This is a genomic window from Tepidibacter aestuarii, assembly GCF_934924865.1.
Lineage (GTDB): Bacteria > Bacillota > Clostridia > Peptostreptococcales > Peptostreptococcaceae > Tepidibacter_A > Tepidibacter_A aestuarii.
This window is the reverse complement of the sequence record NZ_OW235315.1, coordinates 1663674-1685234: the sequence shown is the minus strand read 5'-3', so window position 1 is coordinate 1685234 and position 21561 is coordinate 1663674. Positions and strand designations below refer to the sequence as shown.

At 28.9% G+C, this 21561-nt stretch carries 28 protein-coding genes and 1 pseudogene; 7 read left to right on the top strand and 22 right to left on the bottom strand.

All coding sequences use genetic code 11. The features are described 5' to 3' along the window. Positions 1–79: 79 nt before the first annotated feature. Positions 80–2152, top strand: coding sequence for a RimK family alpha-L-glutamate ligase (locus M2214_RS08325; RefSeq protein WP_248484529.1), 2073 nt, complete (start codon positions 80–82; stop codon positions 2150–2152). 359 nt (positions 2153–2511) lie between these two features. Here the strand turns inward: M2214_RS08325 and M2214_RS08320 are convergent, their stop codons facing one another. The 10 genes from M2214_RS08320 to M2214_RS08275 all read right to left on the bottom strand — a co-directional run bounded on the left by M2214_RS08320 (position 2512) and on the right by M2214_RS08275 (position 13291). Then, on the bottom strand, positions 2512–3207 hold the full coding sequence (locus M2214_RS08320) for a PKD domain-containing protein (protein ID WP_248484526.1): 696 nt from the start codon (positions 3205–3207) through the stop codon (positions 2512–2514). 637 nt (positions 3208–3844) lie between these two features. Beyond that, positions 3845–5227, bottom strand: coding sequence for an FAD-binding oxidoreductase (locus tag M2214_RS08315; RefSeq protein WP_248484524.1), 1383 nt, complete (start codon positions 5225–5227; stop codon positions 3845–3847). 60 nt (positions 5228–5287) lie between these two features. After that, positions 5288–6448 (bottom strand): YkvI family membrane protein, encoded by a 1161-nt coding sequence (locus tag M2214_RS08310; protein ID WP_248484522.1) that lies wholly within the window; start codon positions 6446–6448, stop codon positions 5288–5290. Between the two features lie 55 nt (positions 6449–6503). Further along, complete coding sequence (locus tag M2214_RS08305) at positions 6504–7493, bottom strand: electron transfer flavoprotein subunit alpha/FixB family protein (protein WP_248484521.1); 990 nt, start codon at positions 7491–7493, stop codon at positions 6504–6506. A 2-nt stretch (positions 7494–7495) separates the two neighbouring features. Continuing rightward, positions 7496–8299, bottom strand: a complete 804-nt coding sequence (locus M2214_RS08300) for an electron transfer flavoprotein subunit beta/FixA family protein (RefSeq protein WP_248484520.1) — start codon at positions 8297–8299, stop codon at positions 7496–7498. A 200-nt stretch (positions 8300–8499) separates the two neighbouring features. Beyond that, positions 8500–9192, bottom strand: coding sequence for a FadR/GntR family transcriptional regulator (locus M2214_RS08295; protein ID WP_248484519.1), 693 nt, complete (start codon positions 9190–9192; stop codon positions 8500–8502). Between the two features lie 638 nt (positions 9193–9830). Next, positions 9831–10487 carry an HAD family hydrolase gene (locus M2214_RS08290; protein ID WP_326521609.1) on the bottom strand — a complete coding sequence of 219 codons (657 nt, stop codon included), beginning with the start codon at positions 10485–10487 and terminating at the stop codon, positions 9831–9833. 729 nt (positions 10488–11216) lie between these two features. After that, positions 11217–11807, bottom strand: coding sequence for a YiiX/YebB-like N1pC/P60 family cysteine hydrolase (locus M2214_RS08285; RefSeq protein WP_248484517.1), 591 nt, complete (start codon positions 11805–11807; stop codon positions 11217–11219). A 472-nt stretch (positions 11808–12279) separates the two neighbouring features. After that, positions 12280–13017: a phage terminase small subunit gene (terS, locus tag M2214_RS08280; RefSeq protein WP_248484516.1), complete on the bottom strand. Its 738-nt coding sequence runs from the start codon at positions 13015–13017 to the stop codon at positions 12280–12282. A gap of 124 nt (positions 13018–13141) precedes the next feature. Beyond that, a complete protein-coding gene (locus M2214_RS08275; protein ID WP_248484515.1) occupies positions 13142–13291 on the bottom strand; it encodes a hypothetical protein in 150 nt (49 codons plus the stop codon). Between the two features lie 265 nt (positions 13292–13556). Here M2214_RS08275 and M2214_RS08270 point away from each other — a divergent pair, with 265 nt between their 5' ends. Beyond that, positions 13557–13730, top strand: a complete 174-nt coding sequence (locus M2214_RS08270; RefSeq protein ID WP_248484514.1) for a Spo0E family sporulation regulatory protein-aspartic acid phosphatase — start codon at positions 13557–13559, stop codon at positions 13728–13730. 150 nt (positions 13731–13880) lie between these two features. Here M2214_RS08270 and M2214_RS08265 read toward each other — a convergent pair whose 3' ends face one another. From M2214_RS08265 to M2214_RS08240, 6 genes and pseudogenes are all read right to left on the bottom strand, one after another. Continuing rightward, on the bottom strand, positions 13881–14207 hold the full coding sequence (locus tag M2214_RS08265) for a DUF898 family protein (protein WP_248484512.1): 327 nt from the start codon (positions 14205–14207) through the stop codon (positions 13881–13883). Between the two features lie 508 nt (positions 14208–14715). Further along, the gene (locus tag M2214_RS08260) at positions 14716–14970 is read right to left on the bottom strand and encodes a hypothetical protein (RefSeq protein WP_248484510.1); all 255 of its coding nucleotides are present in this window, start codon (positions 14968–14970) and stop codon (positions 14716–14718) included. Next, positions 14954–15097, bottom strand: a complete 144-nt coding sequence (locus M2214_RS08255; RefSeq protein WP_248484508.1) for a hypothetical protein — start codon at positions 15095–15097, stop codon at positions 14954–14956. The genes M2214_RS08260 and M2214_RS08255 overlap by 17 nt, the downstream gene beginning before the upstream one ends. 84 nt (positions 15098–15181) lie before the next feature. Next, positions 15182–15364 (bottom strand): hypothetical protein, encoded by a 183-nt coding sequence (locus M2214_RS08250; protein ID WP_248484506.1) that lies wholly within the window; start codon positions 15362–15364, stop codon positions 15182–15184. Positions 15365–15407: 43 nt separating this feature from the next. Next, the gene (locus M2214_RS08245; RefSeq protein ID WP_248484504.1) at positions 15408–16037 is read right to left on the bottom strand and encodes a putative metallopeptidase; all 630 of its coding nucleotides are present in this window, start codon (positions 16035–16037) and stop codon (positions 15408–15410) included. Continuing rightward, positions 16034–16522, bottom strand: a pseudogene (locus M2214_RS08240) (Holliday junction resolvase RecU). Before M2214_RS08240 ends, M2214_RS08245 begins: the two are co-directional and overlap by 4 nt. 195 nt (positions 16523–16717) lie before the next feature. Here M2214_RS08240 and M2214_RS08235 point away from each other — a divergent pair. Beyond that, complete coding sequence (locus M2214_RS08235; RefSeq protein WP_248484502.1) at positions 16718–17215, top strand: DUF2569 domain-containing protein; 498 nt, start codon at positions 16718–16720, stop codon at positions 17213–17215. A 432-nt stretch (positions 17216–17647) separates the two neighbouring features. On the opposite strand, the gene M2214_RS08230 is transcribed toward M2214_RS08235, so the two are convergent. Further along, positions 17648–18091 carry a GNAT family N-acetyltransferase gene (locus tag M2214_RS08230; protein ID WP_248484500.1) on the bottom strand — a complete coding sequence of 148 codons (444 nt, stop codon included), beginning with the start codon at positions 18089–18091 and terminating at the stop codon, positions 17648–17650. A 217-nt stretch (positions 18092–18308) separates the two neighbouring features. Here M2214_RS08230 and M2214_RS08225 point away from each other — a divergent pair, with 217 nt between their 5' ends. Next, complete coding sequence (locus M2214_RS08225; protein WP_248484498.1) at positions 18309–18578, top strand: hypothetical protein; 270 nt, start codon at positions 18309–18311, stop codon at positions 18576–18578. Positions 18579–18697: 119 nt separating this feature from the next. Here M2214_RS08225 and M2214_RS08220 read toward each other — a convergent pair whose 3' ends face one another. Continuing rightward, on the bottom strand, positions 18698–18838 hold the full coding sequence (locus tag M2214_RS08220; RefSeq protein WP_248484496.1) for a hypothetical protein: 141 nt from the start codon (positions 18836–18838) through the stop codon (positions 18698–18700). Between the two features lie 76 nt (positions 18839–18914). Between M2214_RS08220 and M2214_RS08215 the strand changes: the two genes are divergently transcribed. Then, on the top strand, positions 18915–19232 hold the full coding sequence (locus M2214_RS08215; protein ID WP_248484494.1) for a hypothetical protein: 318 nt from the start codon (positions 18915–18917) through the stop codon (positions 19230–19232). A gap of 48 nt (positions 19233–19280) precedes the next feature. Beyond that, positions 19281–19556, top strand: a complete 276-nt coding sequence (locus M2214_RS08210) for a hypothetical protein (protein WP_248484493.1) — start codon at positions 19281–19283, stop codon at positions 19554–19556. On the opposite strand, the gene M2214_RS18160 is transcribed toward M2214_RS08210, so the two are convergent. Beyond that, positions 19543–19665: a hypothetical protein gene (locus M2214_RS18160; RefSeq protein ID WP_256466714.1), complete on the bottom strand. Its 123-nt coding sequence runs from the start codon at positions 19663–19665 to the stop codon at positions 19543–19545. The two genes, M2214_RS08210 and M2214_RS18160, sit on opposite strands and share 14 nt — an antisense overlap. A gap of 12 nt (positions 19666–19677) precedes the next feature. Continuing rightward, positions 19678–19818 carry a hypothetical protein gene (locus M2214_RS08205; protein ID WP_330651574.1) on the bottom strand — a complete coding sequence of 47 codons (141 nt, stop codon included), beginning with the start codon at positions 19816–19818 and terminating at the stop codon, positions 19678–19680. 254 nt (positions 19819–20072) lie between these two features. Here M2214_RS08205 and M2214_RS08200 point away from each other — a divergent pair, with 254 nt between their 5' ends. Further along, positions 20073–20309: a hypothetical protein gene (locus tag M2214_RS08200; RefSeq protein ID WP_248484491.1), complete on the top strand. Its 237-nt coding sequence runs from the start codon at positions 20073–20075 to the stop codon at positions 20307–20309. Positions 20310–20501: 192 nt separating this feature from the next. Here M2214_RS08200 and M2214_RS08195 read toward each other — a convergent pair whose 3' ends face one another. Continuing rightward, positions 20502–20954: a hypothetical protein gene (locus M2214_RS08195; RefSeq protein ID WP_248484489.1), complete on the bottom strand. Its 453-nt coding sequence runs from the start codon at positions 20952–20954 to the stop codon at positions 20502–20504. Between the two features lie 20 nt (positions 20955–20974). Continuing rightward, complete coding sequence (locus M2214_RS08190; RefSeq protein ID WP_248484487.1) at positions 20975–21328, bottom strand: hypothetical protein; 354 nt, start codon at positions 21326–21328, stop codon at positions 20975–20977. Between the last annotated feature and the right edge of the window lie 233 nt (positions 21329–21561).

The window sequence follows — 21561 nt, the reverse complement described above, 5'->3', positions numbered from 1 at the left end:
CGGTTTTCACAAGATAACTTTTTGTTTCATACCATATAATGTTAAATACTTTTAATTTAGAAAGGAATGAGATTAAAATATGAAGATAGGTATACTGGGAGGAAAGGACTCCAATAAACCAAAAGATTTTCAAAAATTCAAAGCAGCAGCAGAAATGCTTGATATATCTGTTGAGTATTATAATTCATCAAACTTAATTATAGAAGTTCATAAGGATAATGTTAGAATTCTTGATTATAATATGCAACCTATTCAAGTAGACGGAATTGTTAACTGGATGCTTTACGCAAAGAACTACTACGAGCTATACGAAGCCTTTTCTTATGCAAATATACCTTGCATAAATAGCGTTTCTTCTGTTAGAAACTGTAGAAATAAACTATTAACTAATATTATTCTTAGCAAATATAAATTACCTCAACCAAAAACAATTTTCATGTCTAAACTTTTAGATATCCCAGAAATATCGCTAAAAACACCTATAGTATTCAAAAAGAAAGATGGAGGAGGAGGTATTGGTGCGCGCAAATTTGATGATTTTAACGAAACTAATGATTTTTTGGAAGAAAAGTTAGGACATAAGGATTTATACCTCCAAGAGTATGTAAAAAACAATGGCTGGGATATGCGAGTAATGGTTGTAGGAAATAAAGTCATTGGCGGAATAAAAAAGATAGCTAAGGAAGGTGAATGGCGAACACATGTGGCTCATGGAGGACGTGCAGAACCATATCAATTAAACGATACTGTTATATCCATGTGTCTAGAGGCTACCCAGGCTTTGAATTTAGACTTTGCAGGAATTGATATTATCCAAGATATCCAAGGAAATTATTTTATATTAGAAGTGAATAGCCGTCCTGGTATGTCCATATTTTATGAAACAACTGGTATAAGTATTGCTTATGAAATACTTAAATATTTTAAACAGAAGATATTAGAACTTTCAGTAGCTGATAAAATGTCGTCAGTAAATTATTATCAAATAGTTCCAAGTAAAATGGAAAAAACACAAATTATTATGGAGAATCCACTCATAAAACCTTATGTCCCTGAAACACTATATCTAAACTTAAATAATCTAAAATATATGCTTAACCAATTCCCAATGGTAGTTTTTAAGCCTGATAAAGGTAGTAGAGGTAATAATGTTGGATTAATTAAAAGAAATGATAAAACTACTAATTACACTATACATTATGAAACAAATTTCTACGAAAATATGAGTATTGATGAGATTATTCCATTTATTAAAAAATTAGCATCAAACAAGCAATTCATCATACAAAAGGGTATTGATTTAATAAGATACAATAACAATCCTGTAGATGTAAGAGCATTACTCCAAAAACCATATCAATATTGGGAAGTTACTGGTATAATAGCAAAAATTGCAGCTAAAAATAAAATGGTAACAAATCTTCATGCCGGCGGTACAGGTATTCCTTTAATAGATGTTTTGAAAAATACTTCCTGTTGTGAATCAGATATAAAAAAACTAAAAACAATAATATATGACCTCGCATATAATGTTGCAGACACTTTAAATAGAACTTATCCAGGCCTTAGAGAACTAGGTATAGATATCGGAATAGACAATAACCTCTATCCATGGATTTTAGAGGTGAATACAAAACCTCAATACAGTAAATTTGCCCTCCTTGAGGATAAAACCATGTATAACACAATTGATAAATATAATAAAATAATTCATAGCTCAATAGAATATTACGATCGTAAAAATAAAGTTATAAATAATGATGATTATGAAAAATTAGCAATAGAGCCAGAGCAATATATGGATTACAAAGATAATAAAGAAAATAAGGATAAATTCACAGAATATTTCTCTATAAACAATTCTAAAAAAAGTTTCGGAAAACATAAAAAATGCCATTGCAATTGCTGTAAATTAGGAGAAATGCTAGTAGAGTCTGGAGTTATGCTTGAAACTAGTTTATCTCTATTCTTAGAAGCTGAAAGTAAAAAAATACAATATTTGATAGGCAAAGATGTTTGCCCAGAGAAACTAATAGAAGTAAATGAACAAATAAGAAGGACAATAGAAAAAATACAATACCTTGATAGACAAATCTTAGAAAAAATTGATAAAGGACTATCAATATGTGGATGTACAGATGATGAAAGTTAGTAAAAATACCCCCACTAATGAAATTATAGTAAGCTTGATCATATCTATATTAATTTGATGAAAAGTTATATTTTAATACAATTATATGTTTCAGTTCAATTAGTATGGTTTATCTGCTATCCCTCCTTTTAATTAGCAGATAATTATTTAAAAAATGTAAAAAGCATTCTTCTTGGGGTATGCCCAATTGATTTTACAAGCATAACTTGTCCACGTATTTAACTAGTTCATATAATAATACCTTGTTTATGAAACATACTAAACTTTTGATTGTTTTTAATATTAATCATACTAAAATAGCTAACAAAAAAATAAATTTTATTTTCTGTTAGCTATTTTATAAATATCTAATCATTTAATTATAAAATTTCCTGTATATAAAATTTTTCTAGTGATATTCCTCTCTTTTGACTATAAATTATAACATACTTATAAGTCGATGTACCTACACCACCATCTTTGTCAGTAACTTTGAGTGTAATTATATACTTGCCACATTTTGTATAAATATGACTACCACTTACCGATCCAGAGCCGCTTACTTCAATCACTTCACCAGGTGAAGTAGTACTATCCCCCCAATCCCACTCTGCTGTATGAGTATCTAAAATTCCAGGATCAGTGAAGTTTGCACTTGCAACTATTTCTGTATTAACCAATACTCGATCATTAGAAAGAGAAATCTCTCCAACTATTGATGGAACATTATTCACTGTAACAGTAGTATCGCTTGTATCAGTAGCTCCGTTATTATCCCTAACTTCTAATCTTACTGTACATAAGCAGTTATCTTCAAAAGTATAAGTAGCTGTTGGTTGACTTGACCAGCTAGTATCCCATATTCCGTCCCCGTCAAAATCCCAACGATATTCCAGAGTACCTCCATCAGGATCATAAGAAGCAGAACCATCAAAGATTATCGGTGATCCTTCATCACCTGTATACGGACCACCAGCATCAGCTATTGGTGTTGAATTACTACTGTCCTCCAAATCACGTGTATAAGATGAGCCTTCACCATTTTGTCTTTTTTTATGTGTAATATCATTTTTCATTTTTTCTTACCTCCTTAAGCACTATAACGTTAAAAAAAATCATAAAAACATAAGATTAGCATATTCCCTATTTCATATCATTTTTTATATAATTACAATTATAATCTTAGTTTCGTTCTAATTTCATTTATTAAAATAATTTGTTTTCACTAGTATTGTATGATTACACTAATATGTTGTTCTTCAATATTCATAACTGCTAAAATAGATTAGGTACAAATGTAACACTATAAAACATTTGGTATAAATGTTTTATAGTGTTTCGTCTTATGTATATATCATGTTTATGTTTAATTTATTATTATTTTTTAATTATAAATCATTAATAACCCATGTTCTGTATATTTACGCTTAATAACTAAATTTAAAAAGAAGGTGACTCTAGGCCTCCTTCATTAATAAACAGGTAGTTATTTTTTTAATTTTTTAAGAGAAAATATGCAAAGGGAAATAGTATGCGGGATTATAGGGTTAATAATAAGTTTTATAACCAATTAATGTATAGAATTTTTAATATCAAACAAAAATCAGCTAATAGACCATATGGTCTATTAGCTGCTTACTCTATTTTATTACTTTTTCAGTAAATATAATTTTTCTACCATGGCTCTATATACTATAATTCACTATATATCTTTTAATCAATTACTGTTCCCGGATTTAATATTCCATTTGGGTCAAATACTTTTTTTATTCCACTCATAATTTCTATTTCTCTATTAGTAAACTGTAAAGACATATGTTTTTTTCTTGTTTTACCTGTTCCATGTTCTGCAGTAATTGTTCCTCCATATTTAATAGCAGCTTCATACATATCTTTCTTAATATCATCAAAGTAAGGTGGAAGTCCTCCATTTTCAGCCATTATAAAATTATGGATATTACCATCTGCTATATGACCTACAGCTGGGGTAATAGTATTATATTTTTTTGCTATATTAATTAAATCATTCATTAAATCAGGTACACAAGCAGATGGTACAGCAATATCTAAAGCATCTGCAACATTTTCTTTAAAAGCTGTGTAAGCATTACTACGTATATCTAAAATATTTTTCTGATCTTTCGAGCTTTCAGCTATCAAACTGTCTACTGCATTATATTTTTCACACAAATCCACAATTGCTTCGCTTTTACTGTATAAATCATCTTCTGTGGCTTCATCTAAAATAAATATTAAATCTACAGAACCATTCGTTGTTGGCCATGTTAATCCAATATGTTTTGCAGATTCTTCTGAAACAAATCTTTCCATATATTCAATAGCTAAAGGTATAATTCCTTCCTGTAATATTTTAGGTACTACTGCTGAAGCATCTTCTCTATTATCAAAAGATACAACCAATGTAGCAATATTATTAGTTTTTGCATATAACTTTAATGTTACTTTAGTTACTATTCCTAAAGTTCCTTCACTACCTATCATCATATGCAATAAATCATAGCCCATATTGTTTTTAAGTAATTTGCCTCCTAAATTAACTATTTCTCCAGTAGGAAGAACTACTTCTAAAGCTTTAATATGATTTCTCATAATTCCATGTTTTACTGCCCTTACACCTCCAGCATTTTCTACAACCATTCCACCAATTTGCGCTCCTTCATCACCTGGATGAACAGGGAAAAACAATTTATCATGTTTATTTAATTCTTCAATTAAGTCAGCAAGAGTAGCTCCTGATTCTACTGTAATCATAATATTATCTTCATCTAACTCAATAATCTTATTCAATCTTTCTAATGATATTATAATACTAGGTTTAGTAGGTATTGCTCCACCACATATACCTGTACCTCCCCCTCTAGGTACTATAGAAATTAATTCTTCATTAGCATATTTTACTATTTCACTTATTTCCTGTGCATTCTTAGGTTTTACTACTACACAATCTTCACAAGCTTTTGGACGTATCAATAATTCAGTTTCATCATATAAATAACTCTGCATATGAGATAATTCAGTAACTGCCCAATCATCACCTACAATTTTTTTTAAGTTATTTATTATTTCTTGTTTCATTGTAAATCCCCCTTTTTAACACACATAATATATTTAAACTATATAATTAGACTTTAAGTTTTATTCTGTATCAACTTTTGCGCTAGTATTGTTATCCCATCCTTTAATCCCTTTAATTAATATAGGAATTATAATAACGAATATTGAGATATATCCTAAAGTTCCATATCCTTTTGCAATTAAAGGTATTAATCCAAATAATGCAATGCACCATGTTAATAATACATAAATAGCAGATGCAAAAATATTTCTTCTTCTTTCTTTTTCTTTTGCTACTTGAGGATTATCTTTTCTACCCATAAATGTAACTATTCTTTTAGTTATACCAAATATTAAGTTAACACCAGTTGAAATAACTCCTAAAATTATAAGTATTGATACTAAAGGTGTCATCCAAGCTGAACCTAAACCATTTTTAACTACAAATAATGCAGGTACAGCTTCACCAAGAATACCGTCTTGATAATATACCATAATTCCCAAAGTAGCTATTACTAATATAACTGAATTGATAATAAATCCCCAAAGTGCTGCTTTTTTAGCTTCATTTACATCTTTTAATATATCTGCATGTGCAATATATGCGCCTAAGCAACAAGATTGAAATCCAGCATACACTATAGCCTTGCGTAGCGCATCCCAAAATGAATATTCATTTTGAATTGTTCCACTCTTAAGTGCACTTAAATTTTGCACAATTTTAGGCCAGAAATGTATTATATTAGGAATATATATTACAAGTATTCCTAATACTATTGCTATAGCAATAGTTGATGCTGCTTTTCTTACTACATTTGCTCCAAAAATTGTAAGTAAAAATATAGCTACTGCTATAACAATTGTATTGATTATATAAGGAGTTCCAAAAACACCTTCTATTGTAGCTCCTCCAGTTGCAAATGCAACTGCTGTTGCTGTAACTAGAATTAAATTGAATATTATTTCAAATAAATTTGAAAAAAGCTTTTCAAATGGCTTATAAATACCATTTGCCCAGTTTCTATAATCATATGCTTTATGCTGCACTGCATACTTCCATGCATAGTAAAAAACAAATGTTTGTAATAATGTTGCTATAATAGGCATGAATATTGAATACCATCCATAATTAACATAATAAGCTACAAGTTGCCTACCCGATGCAAATCCCCCACCAAAGTGAGTTGTAAACCATACAAAAGCTACTGCAAAAAAACCAGGCATAACACTTTTTTTAGTCATAAATTTCATTCTCCTTTTTAATAATTTTGAATAGTGCATACCATAACTTATTATTTTAAGCTAAACTTTTAGATTTTACTTTATCAATAATTCTAGGTACTACATCATATAGATCTCCAACAATTCCAATATCAGCTATATTAAAAATCTGAGCAGATGGATCTGAATTAATGGCAACTATAGTATCAGACTCACTCATACCAGCTATATGCTGTGGAGCACCAGAAATTCCACATGCAATATATAATTTAGGTTTTACTCTATTTCCGCTATATCCTACTTGATATTCTTTAGATATATAACCTTCATCAACTACTGCTCTACTAGCTCCAACCATACCGCCTAGTAACTTAGCTAACTCTTCTAACATTTTAAAATCATCTGGACTCTTTAAACCTCTACCACCAGAAACTACAACCTCAGCTTCTGAAATATCAATTTCCTTGCTTCCTATTTCTTTAATTACCTTAACTAAATCATCCTCAATTTTAATAGAATCTAATTTTATTATTTCACCACTTAAATTAGTATTTCTTTCTGCCTCTGAAAACTCTTTATACCTTATAGTTGCCATTTGTGGATATGTGTCTGTCTTTATATGTGCTAATATGTTATCACTAAAAGCAGGTCTTATCTGAATTAATTTTCCATCATCATCAATCTTTAACTCAGTACAATCTGCTGTTAATCCTGTTTTTAAAGATGCTGCCAAGCGAGGAGCTAAAGAACGCCCAAAACTTGTTGCTCCAATTAAAAATATTTCTGGCTTAATATCATTTATTAATTTAACTAAATTTTCTTTATACAATATTTCTTTAGGTTGATTAAATATATAATCCTCAATATAATAAACCTTATCTGCACCACGATAAATTAATTCATTTACATCAATATTTTTAGATCCCAATACTACACTATATACAGGTAAATCATTTTCTTTTGCCATTTCTCTTCCTTTATTTAAAAGTTCATAACTCACTTTGTGGATTACTCCATTTTTCTGTTCAGCAAAAACTAAAATTCCATTGTAATCTTTATTTGCCATCACTATCCCTCCATAATTTTCTTTTCTAATAATGTTTCAACAATCTCTTCTACAGCTTCTTCAATATTGTCTCTAAAGAGTTTACCTTCCCTTTTTAAATCACCAGGAACTTCTATTTTCTTAACCTTTGTTGGCGAACCTTTAAATCCAACTTCTTCTAAAGACAATATCCCTTCCAAATCTTCCAATCCTATTTTTTTAATTACTGCTTTTCTAGCCTTTAGTTTACTTTTAAATGAAGGTAGTCTCGGTGTATTAATATCTTTAGTAACAGTTATTAATCCAGGTAAATTCATCTGCATTAAAAATGTGCCTTCCCAAATCTCAGAAACTAACTTAATTGTGTCTTCATCTATATTTTCAACATTACAAACATATGAAACATGTGGAATTTTTAAATATTCTGCTGTCTCAGCTCCTACCTGACCCGTATCTCCATCTACACTTTTTTCACCAGCAATAATTAAACTAAAATCTCCTATTTTTTTAATGGCCGCTGCTAAAATTGCTGAAGTTGCTTTTGTATCTGAACCGCCAAATGTTTTATCAGTAACTAAAATCCCTTCATCCGCACCTCTAGCAATAGCTTCTTTTAAAGCCTCTTCAGCTTGAGGGGGACCCATACTTATTGCAATTACATTACTTTGCGTTTTTTCTTTTATTTGTACAGCAGCTTCTAGGGCATTTAAATCAAAAGGATTTATTTCTGTTCCAGCAGATTTTCGATCTACAACCCCTCTTTCGCTATCAAACTTTACTTTTTCCATATCTGGTACTTGTTTAATTAAAACTATTAAATTCTTCATACATACCGTCCTTTCCACTATTCTTTTATTTATATCTTAAGCTTTCGTTATTATTTTCTTTTATTTAATCATTCGATTAATAAATTTCTATATAATATCAAAATTGGTATTACCTTTTATAAAATATATGCTGTTATATGTCAATCATTCCTTTTTAAAAATTTTTTACATAATAAAAAGCTAATATCCCATTTAGGATATTAGCTATAATAATAACAAGAATTTATTAATTCCATATGATCTCTCATAGCATCTGAAGCTCCTTTACAATCTCTATTTAACAGTGCTAAATAAATGTTTTTATGTAGATTAAATATTTTCTCGCTTCTATCTTCTTCAAATACTTTTAGCCTAGTTTCTTTAATAAAAGAATCCATTATAGATGACATTGCGTTATAATAGTTTAAAATTATTAAATTTTTAGATGCTTTTGCTATAATATAATGAAATTCTTTGTCATATTTTGCACTTAAATTTTCATCCGTTTCATTTACCATTTTTTCAAATACTTTACTTAATTGAGTTATCTCATCATCTGTAATTCTTTTTGCAGCTAAAAATGCTGTTTCTGCCTCTATCATATTTCTTAGTTCAAGTATTTCAATAACATTACACTCTTCCAATTTAAACATCATAGATAAAGGCTCAAAAAGACAATCATCAAAATTATTTTTAATAAATGTTCCATCTCCTTGTCTTCTGTTAACTAACCCTATTGTATCTAGAGTTTTTAGTGCTTCTCTAATTGAAGTTCTGCTTACATCCAATTTTTTTGCAAATTCTCTTTCTGTAGGTAATCTATCTCCCTTTTTTAGCTTTCCATCTATTATCATATTGTTTATGTATTCAATTACCTGCTCATATACTTTTTTATTTTTCACTTGTTTATTCATAAATTTCTCCTACTTTCTTTTGAAAACATACATTTAATTTTATATTTTAAGTACAAGCATCTATTCTTACTTTAAATTTTATTTATTTTCAACTCATCTTATGAGTAAATTCTATAATTCAAGAGTAGAACTTTCTTTTGCCTATTCTTTTAATTTTCATATTCTTCTTTTCTAACTTTCTATTATAATTAAAATGTAAATGAAGTCTGTTATTTATCTAATCTACTTTTCATCCTAGTATGTAAAACTACTTATAGCTTATTTCATTCAAAATACCTTACATTACTGCTATTTTAAATCTATTAATAGCAACCTAGAAATTTTTTTATTGTACAATATTTTCCATGATCTTAATACTAATATAATTTTTTATTTTTTAAGCCAATCTGCCTTTTCATATATTTTTATAAATAATCCTATATACAAAAAGAGAATGGTTTATCCATCCTCTTCATTTCATAAGCAGATAATTATTTTTAAAATGCATATCGCATTCTTGTTGAGGTGTTCCCTATTTTTAGTACAAGCCTAATTTGTCCAATTATACGGCAAATTTTATTATATGATTCAATAACATTATACTTCGATCTGACTCTATTATATTAGGTATTCTATTATGAATTTCCCTATCATTATTACTATAACAAAACTAAATCCTTCAATTCTTTAACTTCATTGAAATAATAGTCAGAATTTTGATACATATATTCTTTAATACTAGGAATAATGTGAGACCATCCAGCACACGCAAAATCAACTTGACAACTTCTAGCCATATCTAAACCCGGTTTCAAGTCATCAATCATTATCAATTCTTCATTTTTCAAATTAAAACGTCTCATAATCTCTTTCAAAGGGTAAGGATTAGGCTTTCTTTGATGCTCTTCATGCTCCCACCCAAAAACTAAATCTGGTTCTATACCTAAAGTCTCACGGTAATCCCTTAAAATTCGATTTCTTTCAGAATGGGATACAACACAAATATATCCACTTAACTCTTTAAAAGTCAAAATTAGATCCGAAAACCCATCATAAAACTGTGGAATAACTTCACCTGTATAACTACGCCAAATCTCCTGCTGTCTTAACTCTTCTCTGTCCGTATATTTTAAAATATCCTTGCACAAGCTATGAAATCCAGGATCAAAACAATAACCTACAAATTCTTCAAAAGTATAAGGTACTACTTCAGGGCGTAGTTCATTCATCGCTTCAACGAATGAAGGGTAATGAATTGTAGGTGTACTTTTTACTACAGTATCATCATGATCCAAAACTAAGCATTTGTATTTCATCAAAACAACTCCCGTCTGTTATTATCATTGATAAGCAATCAATACTTTGTTTCTTCTAAACACTTCCTATCAAAATATTATCATTCATTACTAGTTTTTTAAAGTCAATCACCAAGTAAATGTCTTGTTGATTCAAGTAATGTAATAAATGATATCATGAAAATAAACTTTACTTTTTAGTTGATATTGAATAAGAAACTTATATATTTTTTAAAACATATCGCTTAGTAAATATAGTTAGAAACATCCTTTTGTTATATTACATAACTTCTACTGTATATCTATTTCAATAAATATTATTACTAAAAACCGCCATTTCTTATAGTACTGTTCATCGTATGATATTCCAAGTTTCCAAAAATATCTCATACTCTATATTGTCAACTACGAATTATAGACATTATGTAATATATTAAAAATAAATATATAGCTATATTTTAACATAATATGAATAGATTATTTTCATTTATATGTAATTTTGTAGATATATGGGAAAACAATAACTTTAATTACTACGATTTCCCTAATAAGAGATAATGGTGGACTCCAAGTCTCTTTCCTTAACAAAGTTGTTTTGAGTTAAAAACATTGATATATTAACAAAAAATAAGAAGCGAAACCATATGCAATTTCGCCTCAAAATTGAGTTGTTATTTTTCATTTTCTACTTCAAAACTGAACTACTTATGTTCAACAGCTCCTATTTTTTTATAGTAAGTTATCATAGACTCATGGTGAGATTTCAAACAACGGTCTGATATTTGAATCTGCAGCAATATGTTCAGGATAAATAAAATCCTTTGGATCACGTGAAAGTTCTATTTCCAATTGCTTGAAGCATTCGTCAACGAATTCTGAACATATATACTCTTCATTATCTCTGTGTCTTCCGATACCTAAACCTATGCGCGCAACAATCTGAGCTATCTCATCTTTATCATAGTTTCGATTAAGTAAATCTACCGCTTTTCCAAGCATTCTTTTTATTTTTTCTTTATCAAAGTGAGAACTAGCGACTACTTCATGCCGAGCTACATACAACTCTCCGTTATATTTTTTCTTACTATTTTCATAATTGTAAAGGTAATGAGAAAGAGGGACTGCCCTAACACCATCGTCCTCCACACTTTCTAATACAACTATACGGTTATTCCAATAGAATAACAAGCCTACATGGCTAAATATGGAGTCTGAAGCTTTTTTTATCAGCTCACTAACTAAATAGCGACCGCTACAAAAAAGAATGTCTCCTGTTTCTATTTCTTTTTTTGCTTGCTCATAAGAAATTTGGTTCACCCCGTTAAATTTACTGGTTCCCATATGTAATTCCTCCTTTAATTAAACGATTGACACCCTTATGCTTTTTTATTAACTATTTGAAAAATTAATAACGATATATTCTTTCATTGGATTGATTTGCATTTGATATTTTCTACCGCAAGGGAAGAATATGTTTATGCTGTGTAGCTTTTTGCTCAAAAGTTCATCAATCTCTATACCAGTAAATGTATTTTACATAAGTAAATTCATCACTGTTCAGATGAAAGAAATTCCAAAAATCTTCTTTTTTTCTGATGACACCTAATTTTTATAATATTTATTATTTTTAAAAACTCCACCAGACTTTCTAATAAACTCTTGTCTTGTCCTAAGATTTTTCCTACTTTCTATTTTTGCTTATCATTACATACAAAATACTTTAATTACACTTCATAATTATTGTCTACTAATATTATTTTTAAACACAAGTTTTATTTCACAAATACATAGTTTGAATTTAAAAGGTTTTATTCTATTTTTCTTCATCTGCCCACACCTCAGCAGTCATACCTTTTAATACTTTTAAGAAACCATCGTCTCCACTTTCTTCACTATCACCCATGACTTTAGTCTTTTCAAGTTCAAATTTTTCATGATCCATCTCCCATTTATGAAGTTCTGAAATTAGTTTTGATTTTTTATCCTGGACTCTAGTTAATGCTTCTTCTATTCTTTGTATCTCACCTACTTTATCTATTTCACCCATAGGACCAATACCTTTATCACTGTCTTTTTTAACTACAGTGAAATCATATTGTTTCAAGTCATTTATTCTTTTTAACATCCTTCTTTCTCTTATAGTTATAAGCTGAATCTCTTGCTGAATTAATGTCCTTTTTTCTATCTCTATTGAATTAATTAATTGTTTCTCATCTTCTTCCAATGTATCAAAGAATATAGATTCAAATTCTCCTGTAGTTAATGCTTTTTTATTACCAACAGGTCCTCCTGGTCCTCCTGAGCTCTCTTTAGCATTTTTATTTCCAGGTTGGCTACCTTTTTTTCTTTTGTAACGTTCCGTATTTTTCTTATTATTCTTTTGGAGCGTTCCATTTAATTGATCTTCCCATTTATCTTTATTCTTCCATCCTCTTACACTACCTGGAGAAACATCTAATTTTTTAGCTCTTTCAACTAAGTCAATATTTCCACCATGGCTTTTATATATTTCAAATGCCTTGTCTCTATTCGGACTTCTCGCTCTTGCCATTATCACCACCTCAGCCCTAATTGGTTGTTTGAGTTGTTTTCTTGTATTAAAAAAGAGCCTATGGCTCTTATGTTATTTTCTGATTATTTTATATAGGATATAGTCTAGCTTCGATTCATTCTAATCATTCTTCAGCTTTCTCTAAGTTTTTAGCTGTATCCTCTAATTTTTTAATAATAGAATCTAGCTCATTATCATCATAAGATAATTTTTTAAGTTTATTAACTACATCCTCCAATACATCAGTAATTCCCTTAATTGTACATTGTTCCATCTCTACCCTCTCCTTTCTGTATGCATAATTCTACATAAAGAGAGCATTTTCCTTTCTATTATATACATATATTAAATCCTTTATCTCTATTAAGACTTCTTACTCTTGACATTATCACCACCTCATCCTTAATTGGTTTTTAAGTTGTTTTGCTTAAACACTAAATTTCTAAAATATTTTCCAATTACAAATTTATCAATTAATATTTTCTATAACACAGCAGGTTAAATCTAACTAATTATGCAAAAGAAAAGGGGAATGTAAAATGGATAATTATAATAACAAATTAAATTCTATCAGGCTTGAAATTGAAAATACTAGAAATATGTTAAATGAGTTAATAGAGCAAAGAAACTTTAATCTTCTAGATTTAGAAGTAATAGAACTAAGCCAATTACTTGATCAATTACTGTCAGAATACGATACAATTAGAAAATAATAACATAGCACACTAAAGCAAATCAGATTTAGCCTGTTGTGTTACTTCTTTTTTATTTCATTTTTTATTTTTTCTTGCATAATAAAGGACACCCCAAATATTAGATTCGTGTCTAATATTTGAAGTGTCCTTTAAAGTATCTCTATAATTCTATTGAAAACTAGTATTCTTAACTTTCCATTTTTCAATTGCTATACCTAACCAAAAGGAATATATTCCAAATGTTACAATACAAAGTAACCACCATTTAATCCAGTTACCAAATAGACCCATGGCAGTTCCATCAAATCTTAATCTTCTTCCTTCTATTACTGTATGTTCTGCTTTCCATTTCATTATCATACACATAGCCCATGGATAACAAATCCCTAAAGTACAAACTGTTATAATAAGTCCTAATATACTCCATCCTATAAGTTGTAGTAATCCTCCATCAAAATACGATTCTTGTTTTGTTGTTAAGTTTAATTCATTCATTATTGCTCTTCTCCTTTCTGTATTCTTAATTACAACCTGTATAATTTTAACATATTTGCTTATATACAGAAAGGATTTTATCTCCATTTTCCTTCATATAATTCAAAATTCCTTCTTTCGTTGTCATTGTTCATCTTCTATCTACATAATAGATTAATATTATAAAAAAAACAGACTAGACAAATAATCATCTAGCCCTAATAACACTATAAATCCTTTTCAATAGCTAATTATGTGAGATTAGCTCATTTCTCTATGCTACCATATTACCATGGCTTCCCTAAGAAATGTGGCAGTTTTCGGGAAGTAAAAGTGCAGTATATCCAAATATCCCTAAAGATAATTTTCCTATAGAAACCTTCCTCTTTTCCTTGCACCACCTTTCACTGTATTTTGCCATACCAGATACCTGCCACCACTGTAAACCATCTATGTACCTTAACTTAATTATTCTTCTTTCATCATCATTAAGAGCATCTAATGCCCTGTCTATTTTATCAATCTTATTCTAAGTTTTCATGACCTGCTTTTCTAACTTATTAATCCTTTCAATATTATTTATAGCTTCTTCCTCTGTAGTACAAACTATATTATATTTTGGAGAAGACTTTTCCTTGTCATATCTAATAGCTCCAGTTCCTACAGTATCCATTTTCAGCTCCTGAATCTCTGACTTTAGATTTTCAACACTAACCTTAAGCATCTTATAATTGTAAAGCATCCACTCAGTTTTTTTATACATATCTTTATTTTTTCTTTTCACAGTCTTTCCTCCCCTTTTTATTTCCTCTGTTCTTTGTATTTTGATATATCATCATCTTTTCAATTATTTTTAAACTATCAGGTATATCCGCTGCAGCTATTACTCTACTAGTTATATCCTTCTTCACTTTCTCTCTCTCCTTTAGTTAAATAAAAAAGGACACTCCTAGCCTATATTAGACTTAAGAGTGTCCGCTGTTTTTACAGTAGGACTAATATGCCTTTTTTCTATTTCTTAAAGTGTAATCCATTTGAAGGTTACCATTATGGTTATTTATCTCTATATTAATATAATCTAGCTTATTCTCATTATCTGCTGAATCTAGCACACAATCTATAAACGATACCATCTGATACTTTAACATTTCTTTTTTACTCTGCTCTTTTGAACTCATCTGATTCCTCCTCTAAAGTTATATCTTATTGCCTGAGAAATATCTACTTTGCCAATCTTAATGTTTCAAACATATTTATCTGTCTACCTGCTTTTCTGAGATCATTCCAACCTTCAAAATCATCATCTAGTATGTTTTGTATGGCTTCTTTTGTTGTAGCCCAATCTTTTCCTAAAGTAGCTACCATGTTGCCCCAATCCTCTATATCATGATTTATTAAATCTCCATCTTTATCTATATGTCTAAGTTCATGATATAGTATTCCTATAATCTGACTTGTACTCATTCTTTCTATGTAGTAATTTCTTGTTTCTAAAACATATTCATATCCAAGCATATATTGAAGCTCTTTATTAGCTTTTTTAATCTTGGCCATCCATGGCTGTTTAGAAGCTCCTGGTTCCCACTCCATATCCTCAATAAAAAGTATGCTCTTAGGTCTTACATGCTCTAACTCTTTAAACTTCTCTACTAACTTGTCAGCTATAAATCTATATGTATAATTCTTTATCCAATGTTTACTTCCATACTTAGCATTATCCAACGTTCTTATAAATCTAAGATTTCCTCCATCATGTATATTAGTAATAGCTATATTATAACCACCTGTAAACTCTACTCTTTCTAATTCTTCTCCAGTATCTTTATCCATTATTATTAATTTTCTTTTCATATTGCCCCCTCCAATCCTTCAAGATAATCAAGTACTATTCCATTTCTTGAATTAACCTCTCTCATAATAGTTGTTGGTATGTAATTAAATCCTCTCTTACCTTTGTTAGCTTGCCATCTATCCCAATAATCAATTACTCTATGTCCAAGTATTAAGTATCTATTGTCATACTTTTTCATGTAGCACAGGATGAAACTTATCTCTCCCATTTCCAGAGCATTTCTTATATATTCAATTTGATGTGGCTCTATATGTTTAAGAGGTAATCCTCTTTCATCTTCTGATTCCTTACAATCAAAACTTATTGAAAGTCCTGGCTTAACTGTTCCTCTAAAATCTAGAGTTGATTTTTCTACTGGAAATGCTGATACTATTTTCTTTCCTTATCTCTTTACTTTCCAAGGTGTACTAATCTTTTGTATTAAAGCTATTCCTCTATTTTTATATCCTTGATTTGATTTTATTATTTCCTGTTCAAACAACATCCCTTTGTTAGCCATTTTATAGTTTTTTCTATAGCTTGTATCTATCAAAATATCACCTTCCTAATTCTTAAATTATATATTTAGATATCCTCCCTGTTTTGAATTATTTTACATATTAGTTAAACGTTTACATAGGATATGCGATATAATATTGTAGCGCTAAAAATCATCCAATAACAAAAGGAGGTAATTTACATGTCTACTAATAATATTGATGAAACAAATAATGTTGAAGAAGTCGAATATAAAGGATTGGGAGGTTGGTTGATACTTCTTGGAATTGGTATAGTATTAAACCCCTTAAATTCAATACTTTCAACTTATACTATATTTAAAGCCTGCTTTTCAGAAGGTAAATGGTCTATATTAACTTCCCCTACCAGTGAAACTTATCATATATTACTTAAACCAACTATTATTTTTGAATTTGCTACAAACATTATTATGGTAATTCTTTCATTGACAGTTTTAGTTTTATTTTTTAAAAAGTCTAAACATTTTCCTAAAGTATGGATAACTAATTTTCTAGTATTAATACTTTTCTTAGCGATTGATATAGTTCTATGCAATCAGATTCCATCAATCCCTGTAGATAATCTATATACTCAACTATTTAAAAATATAATTCCATTAGCAATATGGGGGACATATTTAAAAAAATCTAAGAGAGTAAGAAACACATTTGTAAAATAATACTTTTAAGAGATTACATTGATTTGTAATCTCTTTATCTTTTTATAACTTCTAATACTCTTATTCTAAAACTTAATTTCAAACTTGCCTGACTTGACTTCAACTTCAAGTACTTCTCCTGTGATCTTATTAATTATATTACCATTGTCTATAACTAGATGATTGTTCTATAATTTTTTTGCATTCATCCTTACCCTTCGCTTTCAAATTTCTATATGATATAATGAATTAATTAAATTATAGGAGTGAATTTTATGCCAATACCTGTTTTTATTGCAATCATCAGTGCAGTTCTTTGTATATTTCCTATTGTTCTAACAAAAAACAATCAAAATAAGTAGTTGCAAAGTCTTATTTTAATGTTACTAGCATAAAAAATACCGTAAAATTCATTCCTGAATAATACGGTATTCGAAAATTAAATTAACTTTACTATTTTAGCTGCATATATAGAGTGTTTGGATAAAAGCCAAGTTTTTCATAAAATGATATAGTAGATTTGTTTTCTTGAGAAACCGTTACTCCAATTACGATGCATCCCTTTTCTCTGATCCATTCAATATGCCTGTTCATAAGTTCCTGTCCTATTCCGTTTCTTCTACTGTCAGCATTCACATGTAGTGATTCTACTTCCCCTTTACTACCATTGATTGTTGATATGCAATATCCAATATATTCATCCTCTTTTTTGGAAACAGTTATTTTTAGCATATCATTAGGCAATATACTAAAAGCTTTCACTCTTTGGTCGAAACTAATAGAATGATATAGTTCCTTAAAATATTCTGAGGTATTTTCATGATATTGCCTATTTTCTTCCCAAAGGTTTTTAATAACCCCGATTTTGTCAAACGAAATATCGTAGAATTCAACCATAATTATCTAGCTCCTTATACTCTTTTAGGATAATTATAGCTTAATTACCAATATAATACATCTATTTTTGTTAAAAAGTCGTTTTTTTCAAATACCGTATTATTCAGTTTTCAATGTACGAGTGATTCTAAATCTTATTTTAACGACTACTACCTGTTTTATGTAACATAAATCTAATACCTTTCATATACTTTTATTAGAAAGGGGGACTAAATTAATGCCAGGTTATATTATTAGTCTTAATTTAACTAGACCCATTGAATATTACGTAGGACTTTTTAATAGAATTAAATCTTTAGGTTATTGGATGTCCTATGTTCCCTGCACTTGGGTAGTAACTTCTAATTTAACAACCAAACAAATCTACGATATTTTAATTAATTATTTATACCCTGAAGATAATATTTTAATAATGAGATTACAAGGCGATTGGTATGGACGTTTACCTTCATATGCTTATGATTGGCTTCATAGCCAAATAGGTTAATATTTTATATTTCCAATATCCTAATTTTTTACTCTGTACCATTATTATTACCTTTAAAATATAAATTATCTTGGTTGGGCTTTTTCTCAAGCTCAACCATTTTCAACGCAATTAGAATCTTATTTAAACTCGTTTTTCTTTAACAGTCTACTTCTTTTCAATTCTTCTGTAACTTCCTCTATAACGTCAACCCATGGCCTATGATTTTCCTCTTCAATCCTCTTTTGGATAACCTCAACTGCTTCAAACAAAACTCTCATATCCAACACCTCTATTGATAATTCTTTTTATTAATGGTATTATTTGGTTGTAAATCTTATATAAAGGAGACTTAATATGAATAACGAGTTTTTAAAATTCAAGCCAGATACCGCACTTAACCTTTTTGAAAAGCTATTTCATACAGGAATTTTTTTCTTAATATTCCCTAGTTTTTTTATTGGAAAATTTGTTGCAATAGCTAATCCTACTAGTGTTAGAGTTCCTACTGAAAATCCAGAGTATTTTACTTTTAAATATGAACCTAATTTTGCATTTGGATTTATTTGTTCTTTAGTAGCTTTTTATTTCTTTTTAATGTTATGGAAAATCACTTGCCAACTTGTTTATATAATTTTTAGAGCTTTAGAAAAATATATAGAATCAAAAGATTAAAATGGTAAATTAATTCTAAAATATTTTTTATATAAAGGAGTCTTTTTTATGAATGATACTAAAAGTTCAAATTCTTTTGTTCAAGGTTTATTAGGCATTCCTATTTCTTTTACATGGGGTCTTTTTTATGTAAGTTTTATAACTCATAGCACCAGTTTATCCGAATATAGTGCTATAATTGTTTATTTTTTAATTAGTAGTGTATTTGCATTTTGCATAGGAAAATATGCAAATTACAAACCATTTGCTTTAAGTTTTTTTATTACAAGCATAGCTATAAGTTTTCTTGTATATGCTCTTATAGGATCTATTAGTTGGTTCTAATAGACTCTATGTTATCTTTAACTTCCTCTATAACCTCAAGCCACGGCCTATGACTTTCCTCTTCAATCCTCTGTTGAATAACCTCAACTACTTCAAACAAAACTCCCATAGCGCCACCCCTTTATTCGCTTAGTCTAGTAATACAACCACTACATATATTCTTACCTTCGAAATGCTTTATATCTTTTGCATTTCCACAGAATATACAGCTTGGTTCATACTTTTTAAGAATTACCATATCTCTATCAACATATTTCTCCAATTTTTTTCCCAGAAACTAAATTATAGAAATATTATAATCTTTTTGCATTTTAGGTGTAGTAAAAAAAATAAGTATATACAGTGTTTTTACAGGCTCTAACTTTTTATTATTTTCTTCTTAATGTCATACCATAACAGTTCTGAAAAGAAATTTACTTACCTTCGAATAATACATTTGGATATTAATGTAAACATTATGATATAATATAATTTGTATTATTTATGTAAAATATTAGATAACAAGGGTGATTTTAAATGGACAGTAATACAGCTTACTTGATAGGATTAATTTTAGGCGCATTATTCGTAGGAATATTATTTGGATTACTACCGTTGCTAATAGGACTTAAGCTTAGACAACGGACTTTAGCTATTGTTGCTTTTATAGTATCAACTATTTCTGGTCTAATTTCAGGTTTTTTAGCTGCATTATTAGTGTCTTTAATATTTACTGCTATAATTATGTTGAGAAAGCAAAAGTCATCATTATAGTTAAAGACAAAAGATATGTACATATTTTTCATACATATTGTATATTTGTACAAAAAAACAGTAGCTTTGATTGGCTACTGTTTTGGTGTTTATATTTATCTAGTTTTCTATGGTTAATGTTTTTGATAAGATATAAAAATTAATCCTCAAATGGTCTCCGTGCACCAAGATGAGTATTTTGTTGTAGTGAAGTTAATTTTCTTTCTTTAGTTCAATAGTTTCTTTTTTGTCATTCCATTCAATCGTTAGTGTTACAATGCTAGGTTCTGGTAAACTGCTACCATTACTTTCAGTACATCCAAAGTATGCAGTACCATTCTCATTTAATTCTACTCCTGTGGCACTTCCCTTTCCATGTATATTTTTATACTCATATTTTATATTATGTATATTTTTGATATCCTTACCTTTATACATTACGCTGCCTACGCTCTTATTATAACTATCCATATGTGGCATTTCATTTTCATCCATCATACAATACTCGTAATATTTGCTTTTATATTCTGCTTCCCAAGTTGAACTCTCTCCCTTAAAACTTATTTCTTTAGTAGGATTTAATTTTTCAAAAACTATATTACTAATTTTTTGTGATAAATCCCAATATGCATAATCCTTCTGTGATTTAGGAATGTAAAGTATCAATGCATTTTTAGCTGGATATTTTAAGCTAAAAAAGGACTGTCCTCTAAGTTAAAATCTCCAAATATTTTCTTGTATTCTTTATACTTTTGTACATCTTTTCTATCTGCAAGAGTTTTGAATACATAGATAAATAAATAATCATTATTTTCTTCTAATTCATATATACTTGGATTTACTCTATTTAATGTATACTGATCTTTTAGCTGTATATTACTAGACTGCAATTTTATTCCTTGTTTTCTCAACGTATTTGTAATATCTTTTTCCTTTATTTCTTTTATAGATAAATCTTGATGTGTATTTATGCTACTACATACAATACATAAAATTGTTAATACAGTAAATAAGAATAAATAAATATTTTTCTTTATCATTGATAGTTCACCCCTTTATTATTATATATTTATTACAGACTGTCATTTATAAGGAGTACAGCTCATAGCCACTAATATAACTAAAACGATAACTTCGCATAATACACATAATCAACCTAAAATCTTCCACATATAATATATTGTTTTTCTATATATACTTTACCATAATATAACAATAAATCATACTTATTGTATATTTGTGCGAGAAAAAACAGTAGCTTTGGTTGGCTACT